This is a genomic window from Collinsella aerofaciens, from assembly GCF_015553355.1.
GTDB classification, from domain to species: Bacteria; Actinomycetota; Coriobacteriia; order Coriobacteriales; family Coriobacteriaceae; genus Collinsella; species Collinsella aerofaciens_V.
In genome coordinates this window covers 93,657-111,886 of sequence record NZ_JADNGN010000002.1, presented here as the reverse complement: position 1 = coordinate 111,886, position 18,230 = coordinate 93,657, and the positions used below count along the sequence as shown (strand labels likewise).

The 18,230-nt window shown below is 56.3% G+C and carries 14 protein-coding genes and 1 riboswitch; of the genes, 9 read left to right on the top strand and 5 right to left on the bottom strand.

All coding sequences use genetic code 11. The features are described from left to right. Positions 1 to 146: 146 nt before the first annotated feature. Positions 147 to 1,454: a hypothetical protein gene (locus I2D57_RS01400; protein WP_195361220.1), complete on the bottom strand. Its 1,308-nt coding sequence runs from the start codon at positions 1,452 to 1,454 to the stop codon at positions 147 to 149. Between the two features lie 138 nt (positions 1,455 to 1,592). Continuing rightward, positions 1,593 to 2,537: a hypothetical protein gene (locus tag I2D57_RS01395; protein ID WP_195361219.1), complete on the bottom strand. Its 945-nt coding sequence runs from the start codon at positions 2,535 to 2,537 to the stop codon at positions 1,593 to 1,595. A gap of 494 nt (positions 2,538 to 3,031) precedes the next feature. Here I2D57_RS01395 and I2D57_RS01390 point away from each other — a divergent pair, with 494 nt between their 5' ends. The 9 genes from I2D57_RS01390 to I2D57_RS01350 all read left to right on the top strand — a co-directional run bounded on the left by I2D57_RS01390 (position 3,032) and on the right by I2D57_RS01350 (position 13,941). Further along, positions 3,032 to 3,313, top strand: a complete 282-nt coding sequence (locus I2D57_RS01390) for a DUF2087 domain-containing protein (protein WP_055251466.1) — start codon at positions 3,032 to 3,034, stop codon at positions 3,311 to 3,313. After that, complete coding sequence (locus I2D57_RS01385; RefSeq protein ID WP_229055561.1) at positions 3,291 to 4,475, top strand: MFS transporter; 1,185 nt, start codon at positions 3,291 to 3,293, stop codon at positions 4,473 to 4,475. The genes I2D57_RS01390 and I2D57_RS01385 overlap by 23 nt, the downstream gene beginning before the upstream one ends. Positions 4,476 to 4,482: 7 nt before the next feature. Continuing rightward, a complete protein-coding gene (locus I2D57_RS01380; protein ID WP_195361217.1) occupies positions 4,483 to 5,442 on the top strand; it encodes a radical SAM protein in 960 nt (319 codons plus the stop codon). Between the two features lie 3 nt (positions 5,443 to 5,445). Further along, positions 5,446 to 6,804: a B12-binding domain-containing radical SAM protein gene (locus I2D57_RS01375; RefSeq protein ID WP_324249179.1), complete on the top strand. Its 1,359-nt coding sequence runs from the start codon at positions 5,446 to 5,448 to the stop codon at positions 6,802 to 6,804. 312 nt (positions 6,805 to 7,116) lie between these two features. Next, positions 7,117 to 9,117 (top strand): NAD(+) synthase, encoded by a 2,001-nt coding sequence (locus I2D57_RS01370; protein ID WP_195361215.1) that lies wholly within the window; start codon positions 7,117 to 7,119, stop codon positions 9,115 to 9,117. A 118-nt stretch (positions 9,118 to 9,235) separates the two neighbouring features. Then, positions 9,236 to 10,399, top strand: coding sequence for a pyridoxal phosphate-dependent aminotransferase (locus I2D57_RS01365; protein ID WP_195361214.1), 1,164 nt, complete (start codon positions 9,236 to 9,238; stop codon positions 10,397 to 10,399). Positions 10,400 to 10,600: 201 nt separating this feature from the next. After that, positions 10,601 to 11,551, top strand: coding sequence for an L-lactate dehydrogenase (locus I2D57_RS01360; RefSeq protein ID WP_006234343.1), 951 nt, complete (start codon positions 10,601 to 10,603; stop codon positions 11,549 to 11,551). A gap of 114 nt (positions 11,552 to 11,665) precedes the next feature. Then, entirely contained in the window at positions 11,666 to 12,826 is a 1,161-nt protein-coding gene (locus tag I2D57_RS01355; RefSeq protein WP_195361213.1) for a DUF2974 domain-containing protein, read from the top strand. A gap of 110 nt (positions 12,827 to 12,936) precedes the next feature. Beyond that, positions 12,937 to 13,941 carry a nucleoid-associated protein gene (locus I2D57_RS01350; protein ID WP_022094136.1) on the top strand — a complete coding sequence of 335 codons (1,005 nt, stop codon included), beginning with the start codon at positions 12,937 to 12,939 and terminating at the stop codon, positions 13,939 to 13,941. Positions 13,942 to 14,194: 253 nt separating this feature from the next. On the opposite strand, the gene dapD is transcribed toward I2D57_RS01350, so the two are convergent. Genes dapD through dapA form a run of 3 tightly spaced genes read right to left on the bottom strand, consistent with a single transcriptional unit; the run spans position 14,195 to position 17,996 of the window. Next, positions 14,195 to 14,914: a 2,3,4,5-tetrahydropyridine-2,6-dicarboxylate N-acetyltransferase gene (dapD, locus tag I2D57_RS01345; protein WP_229055553.1), complete on the bottom strand. Its 720-nt coding sequence runs from the start codon at positions 14,912 to 14,914 to the stop codon at positions 14,195 to 14,197. A 39-nt stretch (positions 14,915 to 14,953) separates the two neighbouring features. Then, positions 14,954 to 15,694: a 4-hydroxy-tetrahydrodipicolinate reductase gene (gene dapB / locus I2D57_RS01340; protein ID WP_195361212.1), complete on the bottom strand. Its 741-nt coding sequence runs from the start codon at positions 15,692 to 15,694 to the stop codon at positions 14,954 to 14,956. Then, positions 15,687 to 17,996 carry a 4-hydroxy-tetrahydrodipicolinate synthase gene (dapA, locus tag I2D57_RS01335; protein WP_195361211.1) on the bottom strand — a complete coding sequence of 770 codons (2,310 nt, stop codon included), beginning with the start codon at positions 17,994 to 17,996 and terminating at the stop codon, positions 15,687 to 15,689. The genes dapB and dapA overlap by 8 nt, the downstream gene beginning before the upstream one ends. A gap of 65 nt (positions 17,997 to 18,061) precedes the next feature. Beyond that, positions 18,062 to 18,230, bottom strand: a riboswitch (Lysine riboswitch).

The window sequence follows — 18,230 nt, the reverse complement described above, 5'->3', positions numbered from 1 at the left end:
CGTTCAAGCCGTCGCTCGCGTACCGAAGTACGCGTCGCTCCTCTTTCACGGCAACCTGGGGCACTTGCGGCCCGCTCGCTGTTGGTTACGCAACATCAACAAATAAAAACGGCTCAAATCCTGATTTGGATTTGAGTCGTTTGTCGTTACTGCTCGGGTTCTTCGACTTTATCGATGGCCCAGGTGGATCCGAGGCCACCGGTGGTATTGCGGCGGATGCGCACGGCAACCTCGCGGCGCTCGCCGGCCTGCGTGTAGCGCAGGGGGAAGCTTGCGCGGTTTCGCGCGGCCTCGATGGTACCGCGCTCGCGGGCGATCCAGTAGTACTCGCCGACAATGCCGAGGGTATCGGCGCCGTAGGGGAGATAGGTCGACAGCTGGTGCAGAAGCGGGCCGGGGCAGAAGACCTCGGTTGCGAAATCGACGGGGAAGTCCTCGGGGATGGCGGGCGCTACGGGTGCGGGGGTTGGGGCCTCTGCGAGTACCGAAGCCGGTGCCGGTGCGGGAATTTGGTCGCAAGCAGAGGCGGGCACGGATTCGATGACGGGTGCGAACTCCAGCGTCGTCTTCGGCTTGATTGTGGAATCTGCGGGCTTCACGGTGACGGGCGCGTCTGCAGCTTCAGTTTCAACCTCAACCTGCGTCGCGCTCTCATTCTCGACGCTCGACTTTGCCTCGATGGGCGTGGATGCCATGGTGGTGATGCCGGCATTGGCATTCTCGGGGTCATAGACGACCGTGAGCGAGATGGCGGGCTGCGGCGTCTCGGGTTCCGGCGCCGACTCGGTAGCGTCTTGATCTGTGGGCTCGTCGGACTGATCGTCCTCGGCCTCGTCGCCAAAGACATCGCTGTTTTGGAACGCAGGCGGCTCGGGTTGGTCAGCGGCTTCTTCGGTTGTCGACTTGGGCGCTTCGTTGAGCTCCACAGTGGCTTCCTGCTCGGATATGACTTTGGGATCGGTCGTGGCGGCGATTTCGGTTTCGGCTTCTGCCGTTACCTCAATAGCGACTTCGATCTCTGTCTCGGGCTCGGGTTCCGGCGCGGCTTCAACCATGGCTTCGGGCTCGGGACGCTTAACGTGCTTGGGGCGCACGGCCTTGAGGTCCTTCTCACCGCGCTTTTTCTTTTTGTAGGACTGCTTGGCGCCCTTGGCGGTCTTGGGCTTGTCCTCGCCTTTGGCAAGGGCGGCATCCCAAGCCTCGTTGGCGATGACGGTGGCATACAGGCGACCGCCCTTAAAGACAGTCAGCTTAATGCAGTCGTCGAGCTCCTCGAGCAGCTCGCGCGTGGACTCAAAGCCCAGGTCATATGCGACCATGTCACCAGCGGCGAGTGCCTCCTCGACCTGCGTCATAAACGTTTGCTTGCCGCACCCAATCGCGTCGCGCAGCAGGCGATACAGATAGATGTGGTTGCCCAGCGATAGCGTGGGCTTAACTATTGTCTTGCTCATGGCAAATCTCCTCTTTACACACCAAAGCATCTTACCATCGCGCGGGGCTTGCCATCTCGTCGCCCAAGGCAAACGGGCGCGACCGTTGCCGGTTCGCGCCCGTTATGCAGGTCGGTTATCTATGAGGGGCAAACGTGCTTAGTTGCCCGATGCCGTGTCTTGGCTCGAGCTGTCTGATGCCGTGCCGGAAGCGGTTCCGCTCGAGCTGTTGGTGTTGCTATTGTCGGTAGATCCCGTGCCCGATGCATTGCCGCTCGTCTGGTCGCCTGTGCTCGGTTGAGAGCCGTCAGTCGTTTGGCTTGAGTCGGTCGTGCTGGATTGCGTGCCGCCGCTGTTCGCAGAGGAATCAGCGCTCTGCGACTGATCGGGGGTGTTCGAGGACGAGTCGGTGGATGCGGAGGCGCCCTGCGAGTCGTCCTGCTGGCTTTGCGATTGACCGGTGTTATCCGCGTCGTGCTCGGTCGTGCGCGACGAAAGGATTGGCTCGGGACGCTCGCCCAGACCCTCACCGGCAGTGGTGATAAGGATGGCGCCGGCGCAGGCGATGACCGCGACGATGGCGATGGCGATCGAGAAGACGATGACCTTCTTTTGTGTCTGGCTGCGCTCTGCCGCCGCCTTGGCGCGCAGGCTGTTGGGGGCGACGCGCGCCGTGGTCGCGCGTCCCGCAACCTGGCGCATCTCCTGCGTGGTCGCGGCGCCACCTAGGTGCTCCTCGACATCGGGCTCAACGGGCTCGTAGGCGCCGGCAGGGTAGTCGACAGCGGCATGCGTGCCCTTGATTGCTTCGGCGCTGGCGGAGATAAAGTGGCGATAGACCTGCGAGGACACAACAGTGATGACTGAGCTCACAGCGGCACCAATCACCGAGCCGGCAATGCCGATCTTTGAAGCAAGCGCCACGCTCGTGGCGGCAGCTGCGGCGCCGGCGATGATCTGGGGAATGGAAATGTCGTCGAACAGGCCCTTTTTGGGCGCGATGGCCATGGTCTGTCCAATGGAATGGTTCTCGTGTACGCCGTTGTTGAGCGATGCCGGCGTCATGACGCGCGTGCGCGGCGCGTCGGTGTACTTGGTTGTCATACGGGGTCCTCCCGGTGTAAATCTGCTTCGTTTCGTGTAGCCATCAGGGTACCCACCAGATGTGAATCGTACGTGACATTTAACAGATACCATCAACTCATCAAGGGGGGCTTGCTGTCTTTGGTGCAATAGCTTGATGCTAAACTGGATTTACGATTGCGAGGTGGTTTACGTGATGTACCCATATATGACATTCGAAGACGGTACCGAGGTCGTTCATTCTGACCTGATAACAGATGGGGATATCGAAAAGGTTATCGTGCATTTTGAACGACCGACGGCAGAGGGCTTCGACTCCGCTCGTTGTGAGTTGCCTTCCTGTTCGTGGACTGACTGGGAAGGGCATTTTACTCAGAGTGAAAAACGAGCTTTCGAAGAGTGTTTGAGCAAATCATTTAGATTAGTTCGAGTTTAGTTCGAATATAGAAGCCGAATGAGATGACCTAAAGCGTATGCATTTTTAGTATTAGATGCGTATGAAATGGAGGATGTGAATGGATGAGCTAATAGACTTTAAAAAACGATTTCTCAAGAATGGCGAGCTGGTTTCAATTCCAAAAAAGGAAAGCTATAAAAGAATCATGCTGCTATGGGCCGTCTCTTTCTTTGAATTAAATACAAGTTATACGGAGCTTCAGGTTAATCGTGTGCTGTCACAGCTCTATCCTGATTATGCCGTGTTGAGGCGGTACTTGGTTGATTATGGATTCCTATTAAGGGATGAACGAGGCCTGAAATACGAGGTTAATCGTGATGTTCACGGTATTGAGAGCTAGCCATCCGGTTCGGGTCCTATATATTGCTAGAGGGATAAGCGAAATAGGCAATTGGTGTGCGAATATTGCTTTGCCAATGCTGATTTACGAGGTAACTCACGATGTTTCTGCAACTGCTTTGATGGTCTGCTGCAGATTTGCCCCCTCTCTGTTTTCAGTTGCGCTCGCGCAGCTGCCTCAGAAGATGGGTATCGGGACACTGCAGGCCATGAGATTGGCAGACTTAATTCGCGCGGGATTATTCGTTTGCTATATTTTTGTTGATAGTAAATGGAGTATGTTTGCTATTACGTGCGCGGTATCGCTTTGCCGAACGGTTGAAATGCCCTGCTTTTACTCGTTGTTAAGAGCCAATACGAATAGTATCAATCGCGACGTAATTAATAATTCGTTTGGGTTTCTGCAGAATTTGATGATGGTTCTGGGGCCAGTTGCCGGCGGTTTTGTTGTCGCTCAATTTGGGGCGGAGGCTGTTCTTGCATTAGACGCGCTTTCTTTTGCCGCGTCGTTCTGGTTGCTGCGAGATGTTCCGTCGGTTATCGAGGTTAATGATAAAGAGGGGATAAGCAAAAATGAAAAAAACAGGACTGCATTTAGTGATCTTAGCGCGAAGCACTTGGCAATTGGTTTCCTATTAATCGATATTTCTAGTGGCGTGGCATTCGGCTCTCTGAATTCTCTTTTGCCAGCTATAGCGCAATTGCAATTTGACTCGTCATCGATACAATACGGATTCCTTCAGAGTAGTCTTACAATCGGACTGTTGTTCGGAAATACAATATATGGTCGTTTAATCAGTGGTTCCGATTGCGTTAAATCATATTGTTTTGTGACGTATCTTGCGCTCGGTGCGTATCTGGCGTTTGGCTATCGCTATGCGTCTGGGATATCGTTTATTTTCCTTTTTATCGTCGGTGCCGGAAACGCCATTCAAGATGTGCTTCTCATAACATCGCTGCAGGATTTGGCGAGAGACGGATCTGAATCGATAAGCCTGTTTTCAATTAGGGAGTCTTTGCAATCGGTTGCTGTTGTTATTTCAACACTCCTTGTTTCGCTGTTCACGAGCATCGCGATGTTCTCAATTCTCGTTACAGGACTTGGTGTATTTTCAATTATGATGGTAGTTGTGTTTCAATTGAATTATTTGCGAAAGATGTGACGTTGATATGCCTAAAACGCTTTTAGTATTTCCCCCAGGATGGAGTCCAGTGGGGCCGTATCTTGCCTTGCCTGTTTTGAAGTCATATCTTCAAGAGGTTGAACAATACAAAGTTGACATTGTTGACTTAAACGTGGAATTTTACGATGACCTCCTATCTTTTAGGCATGTCGAAGAGTGCTGTAAAAGGTATCGGGAATCAAAGGATTCGTTTAGTTCGAATGTTCAATTAACAATCGAGTTGATACAAAAGTCAGCACTTAATGTTGACGAAGCAAAAGATATTTTCAGATCAAAGAGATACTTTAATCTAAAAGAAAGACAATATGCTGAAAACATTTTTAGAAATGCACTCTATATCATAAATCACGTCTCATATGGAGTTAAATACACGTTCAACTCCATAGATCTGCCCTATGATTATTATTCGACACCAGAAATAATGAAATCGCTTGCGGATACCTTGCATAATCCGTTTATTTCCTTCTATGAAACTGCCTTTCTTAAGCGTATTCAGAGGGAAAAAATCGAGTTTATTGGGATTTCGGTGAGCGGCTGTTTCCAATTGATTTCTGCAGTTACGTTAGCGAAACTGATTAAAGAAGAATGTCCATCTGTTAAACACGTCTCATTGGGCGGCAATTACATTACTCGTTTAGCAGATGACTGCATGAAAGAATGGCATCCCTTTTTTGAATACATTGATTCGATAATGATGTATGACGGCGAAGAGCCGCTTGCACGTCTTCTTGAGGCTCTTGACTCTGGTGATGACAATCTCGACTGTGTTCCAAACCTTTGCCATGCTAAAGGTGGAAAGATATATAAAAACCATCGGATTGAGCAAACATTTATCAACGATACAGTTCCCGATTTCGATGGCTTCGCCCTTTCTAAATACTTCATGCCTGAGTTAATATTGCCGGTTTATTCCTCTAGGCAGTGTTTTAATCATTGCGCCTTCTGAACCATTCCCGGTGCTACCGGTGGTTGTTACCGAAAGATGCCCATATCGAGAGTATTTGAAATAATGTGTCGGTTAAATGAAAAATACGGCACGAGAGTTTTCTCTTTTGTGGATGAAACATTCGAAGGCAAAAGAATGGAGCAACTCGCGGATGAAATAAACGCATCGGGAAAAACGTTTTTCTGGCATGGAGAAACGAGGTTCTCTCCAACCCTAAGTACAGACGTTTTCAACAAGATATACCAAAGTGGATGTAGGCAGATTCAGTTTGGCCTCGAGTCATACAACCAAAGAGTTCTTGATCTAATGAAGAAGAACACGAGAGTTGATTGGATTGATCGCAATATCCATGATTGTCTCAATGCGGGTATTCCTGTTCATCTATTCTTTATGATTGGCTTTCCGACCGAAACTAAAGAAGAGGCTCTGAACACCTTAGCTTATACAGAGAATGTTTTGAATTATTCAAAACAGGTATGTGGTGTTCCATATTCCACGAGAGGATTTACGAATTTTGGTCTCGTTATGGGGTCGGATGTTTGGAATCATCCCGATAAGTATGGTGTCTCTGTAATGCCGAAGTCCCAATATGAGGATTTGCGCCTCGAAGTGGATTATGTTTCAGGCACTGGTTTAACTTTAAATGAAGCAAAATCCTTATCTGATGAGCATCATATTGATTTTTATATGCAAGAGGTCATAAACGGTAGCGACACAATTGACTTGCCCCAGCGGCTTCATATTTCAGAGGTGACCTGGATCCTAGATTCTATTCACGCTGTCAGGTATAAGGGACATTTGACCAAAGTAAAGCGACGGCTAACTAGTCTAAATCCAGCTGATCGAATCTGGCTGGATTCCAAGACCTCTGTCGTGCTCGTTGAGCCATTTGCCTACTTCTATAATTCTGAATACCATCATGTCTATGCTGTTTCCCAGTTGGTATACCTTAAGTTGGCCCGTTTATTGGAGGCTGATTGTAGCATTTCTCTTATCCTTGATCAGGGCGATCTCGAGCTGACAAGGGCGATAGAAGAACTGTTGCATTATGGATTGCTGAATACAAATATCGATGCCGATTATGTAATGCACGATAATGGTTTTCAATTGGTTAAAAGTTCGTTTGTGAAAGAAGTCGGACGCTCAAAAGAGGGGTTAAGAGTACTGCTGAGTTGTGCCACCCATAGAATGTGTGCGGTTAATGATTTTTCGTTCGCTTTGCTTTCGTTGTTTGAAAAGCCGATTACTAAGAACGAGGTGCGCGACATTTTGAAAAAAGAGGGACTATCGGCAAACGAGGAGCAATTAAACAAGTTGGTTGATAATTGCATGAAAGCAGATATACTACAATTGATTAGATAGAGGAGGTTTCTGCATGGACGTTATTAACAAAGATCTCTTGGAGCAACTGAAAGAGTTTCAGGAAGAGGGCGTCGTGGTAGAAGTGTTCGACTTTGAGGACTACATGGATAAATTCTGCCATTAGTTTCGGAATTTACTCGCCTCGCTTAAAGGAGAAGTCGATTATCGATTTCTCCTTTTTTAATTAAAGATATTTTTGAAATACATGCTCTTAGCACAGGTTGGCCTCTCAGTAAACTGGGAGGTTGCTTTGGCTAGTTAGAGGTATGTGAACGTTCGTTAGACTGAATCTCAGGGTAGAAGGGGCCTCCAGTGTCCAGATCAACAAGGCAATGCTGCGTTTCGGCTAATAAGAACGATGGCTTTTTGCGTGTGGCGGCGGCGTCGCCGCAGATTCGCGTTGCCGATGTCGAGGGCAATGCCGAGGTTGCGTTGGCGGCTGTTCGCGAGGCTGCCGAGCGCGGCGTTCGTGCTCTGGTGCTGCCCGAGCTTAACTTGTGCGGCTATACCGCGGCCGATCTGTTCCATAACCGCACATTACTGCATGCCTGCGAGGCTGCTTTGGTGCATATCCTCGATGTGACTCGTGAGCTGCCGATTGTCTTTACCATCGGTCTTCCCGTTGCAGTTGCCGAGAATATCTACAACTGCGCCGCCGTGTGCTGCGCGGGTGAGCTTTTGGGCCTCACGGCCAAGAAGTATCTGCCCAACTATGGCGAGTTCTACGAGCGCCGCTGGTTTGCTCCGGCGCCCACAGATCCCGTGTGGGTTGAATTTGCCGGTCAGGGTCCGGTTCCGCTGGGTTCGGGGCTTGTCTACCGCTGCTGTGATGAGGGTGCCGAGGATATGGTGCTGGGCGTTGAGGTCTGCGAGGATCTGTGGGTGCCGGCGCCCCCTTCGACCGAGATGGCGCTTGCCGGTGCGACGGCGATTCTCAACCCGTCGGCTTCGGACGAGATTATCGGTAAGGCAGACTATCGCCGCAGTCTCATCTCCAATCAGAGTGCGCGCCTGTACTGTGCCTATGCCTATGCAGATGCGAGCGAGGGCGAGTCCACGACCGACATGGTCTTTGCGGGCGAGAACCTCGTCTACGAAAACGGCTCTAAGCTGGCGGCGACGAAGCTCCTCACTTGCGATATGGCCGTCGCCGACGTTGACCTTGACCGCCTGGTTGCCGAGCGCCGTCGCTCGACGACGTGGACGCGCGCGGACGATGCGCCGGAGGCCACGACCGTTGAGTTTTCGTTTGAGGGCGTGCTGGCCAAAGAGCCTGTTCTGCGCGATGCACTCGACATTGACCGTGTCTTCCCCCGTGCGCCCTTTGTGCCGGCCGACCACGGCGACCTGGCCGAGCGTTGCGAGACCATCCTCGACCTGCAGACCGCCGGCCTCAAGACCCGCCTTGCCCATACGGGCACCAAGGCGGCCGTCATCGGCCTTTCGGGCGGCCTGGACTCCACGCTGGCACTGCTTGTGACCGTGCGTGCCTTCGATGCACTGGGGCTGCCGCGCACCGGTATCACGGCCGTGTCCATGCCCGGCTTTGGCACGACGCATCGCACCAAGTCGAACGCCGAGTCGCTCGCTCGCGACCTGGGTGTGAGCTTCCGCGAGGTTTCGATCCATGCGGCTGTGGAGCAGCACTTCAAGGACATTGAGCACGATCCGGCCGTCCAAGACGTGACCTACGAGAACAGCCAGGCCCGCGAGCGTACGCAGATCCTGATGGATCTGGCCAACCAGGCTGGCGGTTTTGTCATTGGCACGGGCGACCTGTCGGAGCTGGCGCTCGGCTGGGCTACCTATAACGGCGACCACATGAGCATGTACGCCGTCAACGCGAGCGTGCCCAAGACGCTTGTGCGCCATCTGGTGCGTTATGCGGCTGATGTCTTTGGCGGGCGTATTGCCGAGGTTTTGCTCGATATCCTCGACACGCCGGTGTCCCCCGAGCTTCTGCCGCCCACGGGCGACGGCGAGATTGCGCAGAAGACTGAGGATTTGGTGGGCCCGTACGAGCTGCACGACTACTTCCTCTACTACCTGCTGCGTTTTGGCTTTGAGCCGGGCAAGATCTACCGCATGGCGCTCAAGAGCTTCGAGGGCGTCTACGACGCCAAGACCGTCCACACGTGGCTACGTACGTTCTACCGTCGCTTCTTTGCCCAGCAGTTTAAGCGCAGCTGCCTGCCCGATGGTCCCAAGGTGGGCTCGGTGACGCTCAGCCCGCGCGGCGATTGGCGTATGCCGAGTGACGCCAGCTCGCGACTGTGGCTTGCGCAGATCGACGCGCTTAATGCAATTGACTAAGGTTGGCCAAATTGAACCAATACGGGGGTTGCAAGCGTTACACTTTTGCAATCTGATGGCCCGTATCGCGCGGCGCTCTTGTCGGAGCGCCGCGTTTTTTATATCGAAAGGTGGCACCATGCAGGCATCGCAGCGTCTCGACCGCTTTGGCGCGGAGGTCTTCGCCTCGCTCAACAACAAACTGCTTGCGCTGAAGGCTCAGGGCAAGACCATTTATAACATGAGCGTGGGCACGCCCGACTTTAAGCCGTACGACCACGTGGTCGAGGCGCTCACTCAAGCGGCGCAAGATCCCGAGATGTGGAAGTATGCCCTGCGCGACCTGCCCGAACTCAAGCAGTCCGTGTGCGATTACTATGAGCGCCGCTTTGGCGTTTCGGGCATTACACCGTCCATGGTGCAGTCGTGCAACGGCACGCAGGAGGGCGTGGGTCATTTGGGCCTGGCCCTGCTCGATCCGGGTGACACTATTTTGGTTCCCGATCCGTGCTACCCGGTCTTTGAGGCGGGTGCCAAGATCGCCGATGCCAAGCTCGAGTACTATCCGCTGGTTGCCGAGCACAATTACCTGCCCTATGTGGCGGGTATCGATCCCGAGGTGGCCGATCGTGCCAAGTATATGATCGTGTCGCTGCCCGCGAACCCGGTGGGCTCGGTGGGCACGCCCGAGATCTACGAGGAGATCATCGCTTTCGCCCGCGAGCACGACCTGCTCATCGTTCACGACAACGCATACTCCGACATCGTGTTTGACGGCGAGCCCGGCGGCAGCTTCTTGCAGTATCCCGGTGCGCTTGAGGTGGGCGTGGAGTTCTTCTCGCTTTCCAAGTCGTTTAACGTCACCGGTGCCCGCATCGGCTTTTTGGTCGGTCGCGAGGACGTGGTCTCGGCCTTTGCCAAGCTGCGCGGCCAGATCGACTTCGGTATGTTCTTCCCGATTCAGAAGGCCGCCATCGCGTGTCTGAACGGTCCGCGCGATGAGGTCGAGGCGCAGCGTCTGAAGTACCAGGAACGCCGCGATGCCCTGTGCGACGGTCTTGAGGGCCTGGGCTGGGAGCGTCCCAACGCGCATGGCTCTATGTTTGTGTGGGCCAAGCTTCCCGGTGGTCGCACCGATTCCATGGCGTTTTGCGAGGAGCTCATGGAGAAGGCCGGCGTTGTGGTGACGCCGGGCGCGAGCTTTGGCCCTTCGGGCGAGGGACACGTGCGCATGGCGCTGGTCCTGCCGCCCGATCAGATCGCTTTGGCTGTCGAGGCCATTCGCGAGGCGGGCCTGTATTAGAAACCTATTTCGACTCGCCAATAGCTCGAAACCGATTTCGTGCAGTTATTTTACGAATTCTGCAAACAATTTCGGTAAACGGTCGATTTTTGGCTGCGAATAGGAGCATAATCAAAGTCCCGATTGGATGTATTGGGATTACGGCAAGCCGCTCGGGTCGTTCCCGGGCGGCTTGTTTGTGGAGAGAGATGGGAGTTTCTAATGGTTAACGAGAAGAAGGTCGCTATTGTCGGCTGCGGCTTCGTCGGTTCGTCTTCGGCGTTCGCTCTGATGCAGAGCGGTCTGTTCTCCGAGATGGTCCTCATCGACGTGGACAAGAACCGCGCCGAGGGTGAGGCTCTGGATATCGCGCACGGCATGACGTTTGCCGAGCCGATGAAGATCTACGCCGGCGATTATTCCGATGTCGCCGACGCCGCCATGATCGTCGTCACCGCTGGCGCTGCCCAGAAGCCCGGTGAGACCCGCCTGGACCTGGTCAACAAGAACGTTAACATCTTTAAGTCCATTATCCCCGAGATTAAGAAGTCCGGCTTCGACGGCATTCTGCTAATCGTCTCCAACCCGGTTGATGTTCTGACCTATGCTGCCATCAAGATGTCAGGCCTGCCCGAGGGCCATGTCATCGGCTCCGGCACCGTGCTCGACACTGGCCGTCTGCAGCAGATGCTTGGTGCCCACGTCGAGGTTGACCCGCGCGATGTCCAGGCCTATGTCATGGGCGAGCACGGCGACTCCGAGTTTGTCGCTTGGTCCAGCGCTCAGGTTGCTGGCGTTCCGCTGAACACCTTCTGCGAGCTTCACGGTCATCTGGAGCACGAGGCTGCCGAGAAGCGTATCGCCGAGGACGTCAAGAACTCCGCCTACACCATCATCGAGAAGAAGCACGCCACCTACTACGGCGTCGCCATGGCCGTCAAGCGCATCTGCACCGCTGTCATGCGCGATGAGCAGACCGTTCTGCCCGTTTCCTCGCTCATGGTGGGCGAGTATGGCCTGTCCGATCTGGCTATCTCCATGCCGACGGTCGTTGGCCGCGACGGCGTCGTCTGCCGCGTCCCCGTGCCGCTGAACGATGACGAGCAGCATGAGCTCACCGCCTCCGCCAAGGCCCTCAAGGACATCATCGACAGCGTCGACTTCTCCTGCTAAATCAAGCTCGCTAGAGCGAAAAGCTACAATGAAGGCGTCCGGGTCCACACGGCCCGGGCGCCTTTTTGGTGCAAAGTAACCTGACCCCAATGCACCATAGTTGATGGGAGGGCCATGTCGGATTCGCCTAATTTTTTGACCTATGCCCAGACAGCGTTTGATCCGTTTGAGGAACGGCCGTTCTGCGCGGTGGATAGCCTGGTCTTTGCGTGGTTGTCCTATTTGCGTTTGCCGGGTGATATAGCGGAGCTGACGAACTGGCAGGGCCTAGACGTACGCGAGCTGCTGCGCGCCGAGTGCTACCAAGACATGATTGGCGACCTGTGGGATCCGGAGGGGAGTCGTGCCCTGTTGGAGGCTGTGGCAGCAAGCCCTCGCTACCGTGGCGTTCGTGTTTGCGGCTATCGTAGCGTGAGTGATGCCGAGACAACGGAGCAGTTTGCGGCCATGACGTTCCGATTTCCGGCGGGGTTTAGCTATCTTGCCTTCCGGGGGACCGACAGCACGATTGTGGGCTGGAAAGAGGACTTTAACATGGCGTTCCGGTGTCCTGTGCCGGCCCAGGAATCCGCGGCACGTTATGTGGACGAGGCGGCGGATGCGATTGGCGGGCCGCTTTTGTGCGGGGGTCATTCCAAGGGTGGAAACCTTGCGGTGTACGGTGCAGCGATGTGCTCCGATGTTGCCCGTGAACGAATCGAACGGGCGTATTCCCATGATGGCCCGGGCTTCGTCGAGGAGTTTCTGAACGGCAACGCCTTTGCCGATCTTTCCGGTCGAATCGACAAGACGCTACCTCGGTCGTCGATCTTTGGCATGATGTTCGAGACACAGGAGGACTATGCCATCGTTGAGAGCACCGAGTTCAGCCTGCTGCAGCACAATCCCTTTAGCTGGGTGGTTGATGGTCACGACTTCGTGTACTGTGAGCGCCTGTCTGCCGGTGCTCGATACGTTGATGGTTCCATTCGTGAGATGCTGCTTGCAGTGTCGCCTAGCGAACGCGAGCGTTTTGTAGATGCGTTGTTCTCCGTGTTTGAGGCCACGGGTGCTGAGCGGTTTGCGGATATCGCTGGGAATCTGCGCGAGAGCCTGCCCGTGATGCTCCAGGCTGCGCAAGGTTTTGACGAGGATACACGACGCTTTGTCTCGCAGACCATCGTTGCGATTCTTAAGTGTGCGCTGCTGCCCAAACGACCCCAGATCGACGTGCCCGCTGCCGGCAAGAGTTTGGCAGAACAGCTCGAGGCTTGGCAGTCCGAGCTCCTGCGCTAACCATTGGTGCAAGCAACCTGTCCCCGATGCACCAATCTTCGAAGCGCCTGGGGCGGGCTCGACCGCTATACTGATTCGTGCCGAAATCGATCTAGAACGGAATGCCGTATATGAAAATCAATCACGCGATTCTGCATATCCTGGACTTTGACTCTGCCGTCAACGTCATGAGCCAGCGAGAGCTCGATATCGAGAGCCGTACCGTGCGCAACTTCGTGACCACGCATCTGCGCCGCGCACGCACCTCGGCCGACAATAAACGCGCCACGTTTGCCGAGAACTCCGCATTCGGCGGCGAGCTCAAGGGCTATTTCTTTGGTGAGCGTGAGTTCGTGGACCTGTCTCAGCAGATTGCGGAGTTCATCTCTTCCGAACTTACCAAGGCCGAGAAAGCCGAGTCCACTGACGTGCTTGTGGCGGACTTTGATGACGATGAGGATGCCCGCTGGTTTGCCGTGATGCTGCTGGGCTCCAAGCAGGCTTTTATGCACGAGGTAGGTCGCGAAGAGGGCGAGGTGCGCAACGACATTGCGCGCCACTACGCCATTCTGCCGAACCCTTCGCAAAAGGTGCCGAGCTATGCAATCGTGCGTGCAAGCACCATGGAGATCGGCTATGTGGACAAGAAACGCAAGATCGCCGGCGAGGACCGTATGCTTATCCCCGATGGCCTGCTGCAGTGCGACACGGGCGTATCGGGCAAGGAGGTCATCGACACCGTGACGCGTGTGGTCGAGGAAGTCGCCGAGGAGCACGGTGCCAATACGGCCGTAGCGCTCGCCAAGGTTAAGGCTGCTGTTGCCGAGAAGGTCGAGGATGACGAGGAGCTGCCGCCTTGGGATATCGTCGACGAGGTCTTTGAGGACGAGCCGGTCATCAAGGAGAGCGTGCGCGCGGCACTGACCGAGGAGAAGGTGCCTGAGCGTGTGCCCGTGGAGCGCAAGCAGGTCGAACGCGCGGCGGTGCGCAATCATAAGATCCGTACCGACACGGGTATCGAGATCAGCTTCCCGGCCGAGATGGGTTCCAACTCCGAGTACATCGAGTTCGTCAATGAGCCTAACGGCCTCATCTCCATCGAGCTCAAGAACATCGGAAGTATTGAGAATCGATAAACTGCTCTTGGACGTTGCAAAAAACAAAGGCCGAAGCCTTTTGGGACTTCGGCCTTTTTTGTTTTCGGCTTGGTTGCTGACATTGCGCCGCAGGTTGAGCTCACGTCAGCGAAAACGCCCCTAAGCGAGCAAGGTGACGTGAAAGAGGAGGGAAGCGTACTTCGGTACGCGACCGACGATTGAACGTCAGATTGCCGCTTAGGGGCGTTTGCAGCGTCGAGCCGTTACGCGGTTTGGCAAAACCGCGTAACTTCTACAGCTGGCGCAGGCCCTCTTCCAGGCCGGTCTTGCTGTCGGTCTTCTCGTCGCGCATCTTGATGGCGCGGGCGGGGACACCGGCCACGACGGCACCGGCGGGGACGTCCTCGACGCACACGGCGCCGGCGGCAACTACAGCACCCTTGCCCACGTGCACGCCCTCCAGGACCACAGCATTGGCGCCGATCATGACATCGTCCTCGATGATGACGGGCGTGGCGCTTGCGGGCTCCACGACGCCCGCCAACACGGTGCCGGCGCCGATGTGGCAGTTCTTGCCCACGGTGGCGCGACCGCCCAGCACGGCGCCCATGTCGATCATGGAGCCTTCGCCAATGACGGAGCCGATGTTGATGATGGCACCCATCATGATGACGGCGCGATCGCCGATCTCGACGCGGTCACGGATGATCGCGCCCGGCTCGATGCGGGCGTTGATGCCCTTGAGGTCGAGCATGGGCACGGCGGAGTTGCGGCAGTCGTTCTCGACGTCGTAGTAGTCGATGGAGTCGGCGTTGGCGTCGAGGATTGCCTTGAGCTCATCCCAGTCACCAAAGACGGTCTTGCCACGACGACCGCCGTAGACGTGCGCATTGCCCCACTGGACCTTCATGCCCGGCTTTTCGCGCACGTACAGTTTGACGGGCGTTTTTTTGGGCGCGGTGGCGATGTAGTTGATAATCTCCTCTGCATCCATCTCGGCTGCATTGCTCATTTGCTGTCTCTCCTTTGGGTGGATTCGGTTGATACCTGGTTAGGCAAACATGACCTGGTCGAAGGTGTAGAAGCCGGGTTCGCGGGCGACGAGCTTCTGCGCGGCTGCCAGGGCGCCGTTGACGAAGATCTGACGGCTCGTGGCGCGATGCGTGAGCGTGACTTCCTCGTCCTGGCCAAAGAAACTCACTTCGTGCACGCCGGCGACAGTGCCACCGCGCAGCGAGTGCATGCCGATTTCCTTGGGGTCGCGCGCTCCGCACATGCCCCCGCGGCCATAGACGGGGTGGTAGCCTGCCTCGGGCTCGGCTTCGACGACGGCATCGAGCAGCAACTTGGCAGTGCCGCTGGGGGCGTCGACCTTTTGGTTATGGTGCGTCTCGACGATTTCGCAGTCAAAGCCGGGCAGCTCGCGTGTAGCCTGCGCTACCAGATGGCGCAGGGCTGCGATACCGATGGAGTAATTGCCCGAGTGCATAACGCGGGTGTTCTGGCCCAGCTCACGCAGGCGGTCCATCTGCTCGGGGGTGTAGCCTGTGGTGCCCGAGACCAACGCCGCGCCCGTGCGCTCGACATAGGCGACGACGGCATCGAAGGTCGCGACGTTCGAGAAGTCGATAATCACATCGGCAGCCGGTGCGTTCTCGAGCTTGCTCAAATCGAAGCCAATCTGGGCCACGATATCAAAAACGGGTTGACCGGCGGCGTCGACAACGCCCTCGGCGGTGGTGCGGATGAGCGAGCCCATGCGGCCCGTTCCCATAATGACGGTCTTAATCAAGCAGACCAGCCCCCTTCAGAGCATCGGTAAGTGCAGAGCGCGTGTCGTTGGCCATGGGGCACAGCGGCATGCGGTAGTTTGCCTCGATCATACCCATCTGGGCGAGCGCCTCTTTGACGGGGATGGGGTTGACCTCACTAAAGAGGGCATTGATGAGCGGCTGGCCGGCAATTTGGATATCGCGGGCACGCGCCACGTCACCGTCCAAATAGGCGCGGCACATGTCATGCACGAGCTGCGGCTGCACGTCTGCCCACACGCTGATGGTGCCCGAGGCGCCCAGGCTCATGAGCGGCACGGTAAGCGCGTCCTCGCCCGAGTACATGCGGAAGTCGTCTGACAGCAGGTGGGCGATCTTGGCCGCGTAGGCGACGTTGCCCGAGGCCTCCTTAATACCCATGATGTTGGGGTGCGCGGCCAGGCGCTCTACGTTGCGCTCGCTGATACCGCAGCCGCAGCGGCCGGGGATGTTGTACAGGATGCAGGGGATGTCCACGGCATCGGCGACGGTCTTAAAGTGCTGATAGATACCCTCTTCGTTGGACTTGTTGTAGTAGGGGGTAATGAGCAGCAGGCCGTCGGCTCCCAAGCCCTGGTAAGTAAGCGACTTGGTGAGCATGGTCTGCGTGGAGTTGGAGCCCGAGCCGGCAATGACGGGGACGCGTCCTGCAACATGCTTGACCACGGCGGCGACGACGGAGTTGTCCTCGTCGTCGGTCATCGTGGCGCTCTCGCCGGTGGTGCCCAGGGTGAGGATGGCGTCGGTGCCGTTTTGCAGGTGGAAATCGATAAGGCGCTCGAGTGCGTCAAAGTCGACACTGCCATCCTTTTTAAACGGCGTGACGAGGGCGACGACTGAGCCCTCGAGATTGCGGATGTCCATGTTCTTCTCCTTCGCGTCCGCGATCTGGATGCGTTTGTTCCATTGGGCGGCGACTGTCAGGCGCTCGTCTTGGGCGCGACGGCGGGCACTTTCGGCGCGCGACTTGGCCAGCAGCTCTCGGCCGCTCGGCAGCACGTCGAGCGTGGCAAAGTAATCGCCTGGGCGCTCGGCGCGGCGGATGAGGTCGGCCGAGCCATCGGGGCGCAACAGGACCTCGGCGGAGCGCAGGCGTCCATTGTAGTTGTAGCCCATGGAGTAGCCATGCGCGCCGGTATCGTGGATCACAAGCAGGTCGCCCATGTCGATATGCGGCAGCTCGCGGTCGATGGCGAACTTGTCGTTGTTCTCGCACAGATTGCCCGTGATGTCGTAGGTGTCCGTGACGGGCGCTGTGGTCTTGTCGTCGCCACCCGGCTGGCCCATCACCGTAATGTGGTGGTAAGCGCCATACATGGCAGGACGAATCAGATCGACGGCGCTTGCGTCCACGCCGATATAGTCCTTGTAGATCTGCTTCTCGTGGATGGCCTTGGTGACCAGGCATCCGTAGGGGCCCATCATAAAGCGACCCATCTCGGTGCAGATCGCCACATCGCCCATGCCGGCAGGAACCAGGATCTCGTCGTATGCCGCGTGTACTCCCTCGCCGATGGCGCGAATGTCGTTGGCCTGCTGCTCGGGCAGGTAGGGGATGCCGACGCCGCCGGACAGATTGATGAAGGCGACGTGTGCGCCGGTCTCGCGCTCCAGGCGTACGGCAAGCTCAAAGAGGATGCGCGCGAGCTTGGGGTAGTAGTCGTTGGTGACAGTGTTGCTGGCAAGGAATGCGTGGATGCCAAAGTCCTCGGCGCCCTTGGCCTTGAGCATGCGGAAGGCCTCGAAGAGCTGCTCGGTGGTCATGCCATATTTGGAGTCGCCCGGGTTGTCCATGATGCCGTTGGAGAGCTGGAACAGACCGCCTGGATTAAAGCGGCAGCTGACCGTCTTGGGGATGGGCCCCGCAACGCGCTCAAAGAACTCGATGTGGCTGATGTCGTCAAAGTTGACGATGGCACCCAGCTTGTCGGCGAGCTCAAAGTCGGCAGCCGGCGTGTCGTTGGAAGAGAACATGATGTCGTGTCCCGTGATACCCAGTGAGCGGGCGATCATGAGCTCGGTATAGCTCGAGCAATCGCAGCCGCAGCCGTATTCGTTGAGAATGGAGATGAGCGCCGGGTTGGGGTTGGCCTTGACGGCAAAGTATTCCTTAAAGCCCGGGTTCCATGCAAAGGCGTCGCTCACTTCTTGCATGTTGCGGCGGATGCCTGCCTCGTCGTATAGATGAAACGGCGTGGGGAACTGCTCGACGATATGCTCGAGTGTCTCCTTGTCCACAAACGGCTGCTTGGCCGCATATGCCTCGTTGGGGGTCAATGCCATGTCCCGTAAACCTCGCTATCCAGACGGCGCCATCTGCGCATCGAATCCGCATAGCGTGGACCCAATGTCCGGATAGCGCTCCCGCATTGCTGCAGACAGTCCTGTGGGTGTTTCCCACAGGCCCACCAGGTTGTTCGTGCCCGAAAAACCCAGTTCGGCGGGTTTCGCCTCCCCACGGGGTCAAAGCCTGCCGGCTCGCCCGCGGCTCTTCGTGCCCGCGCCTCTATCAAGTGG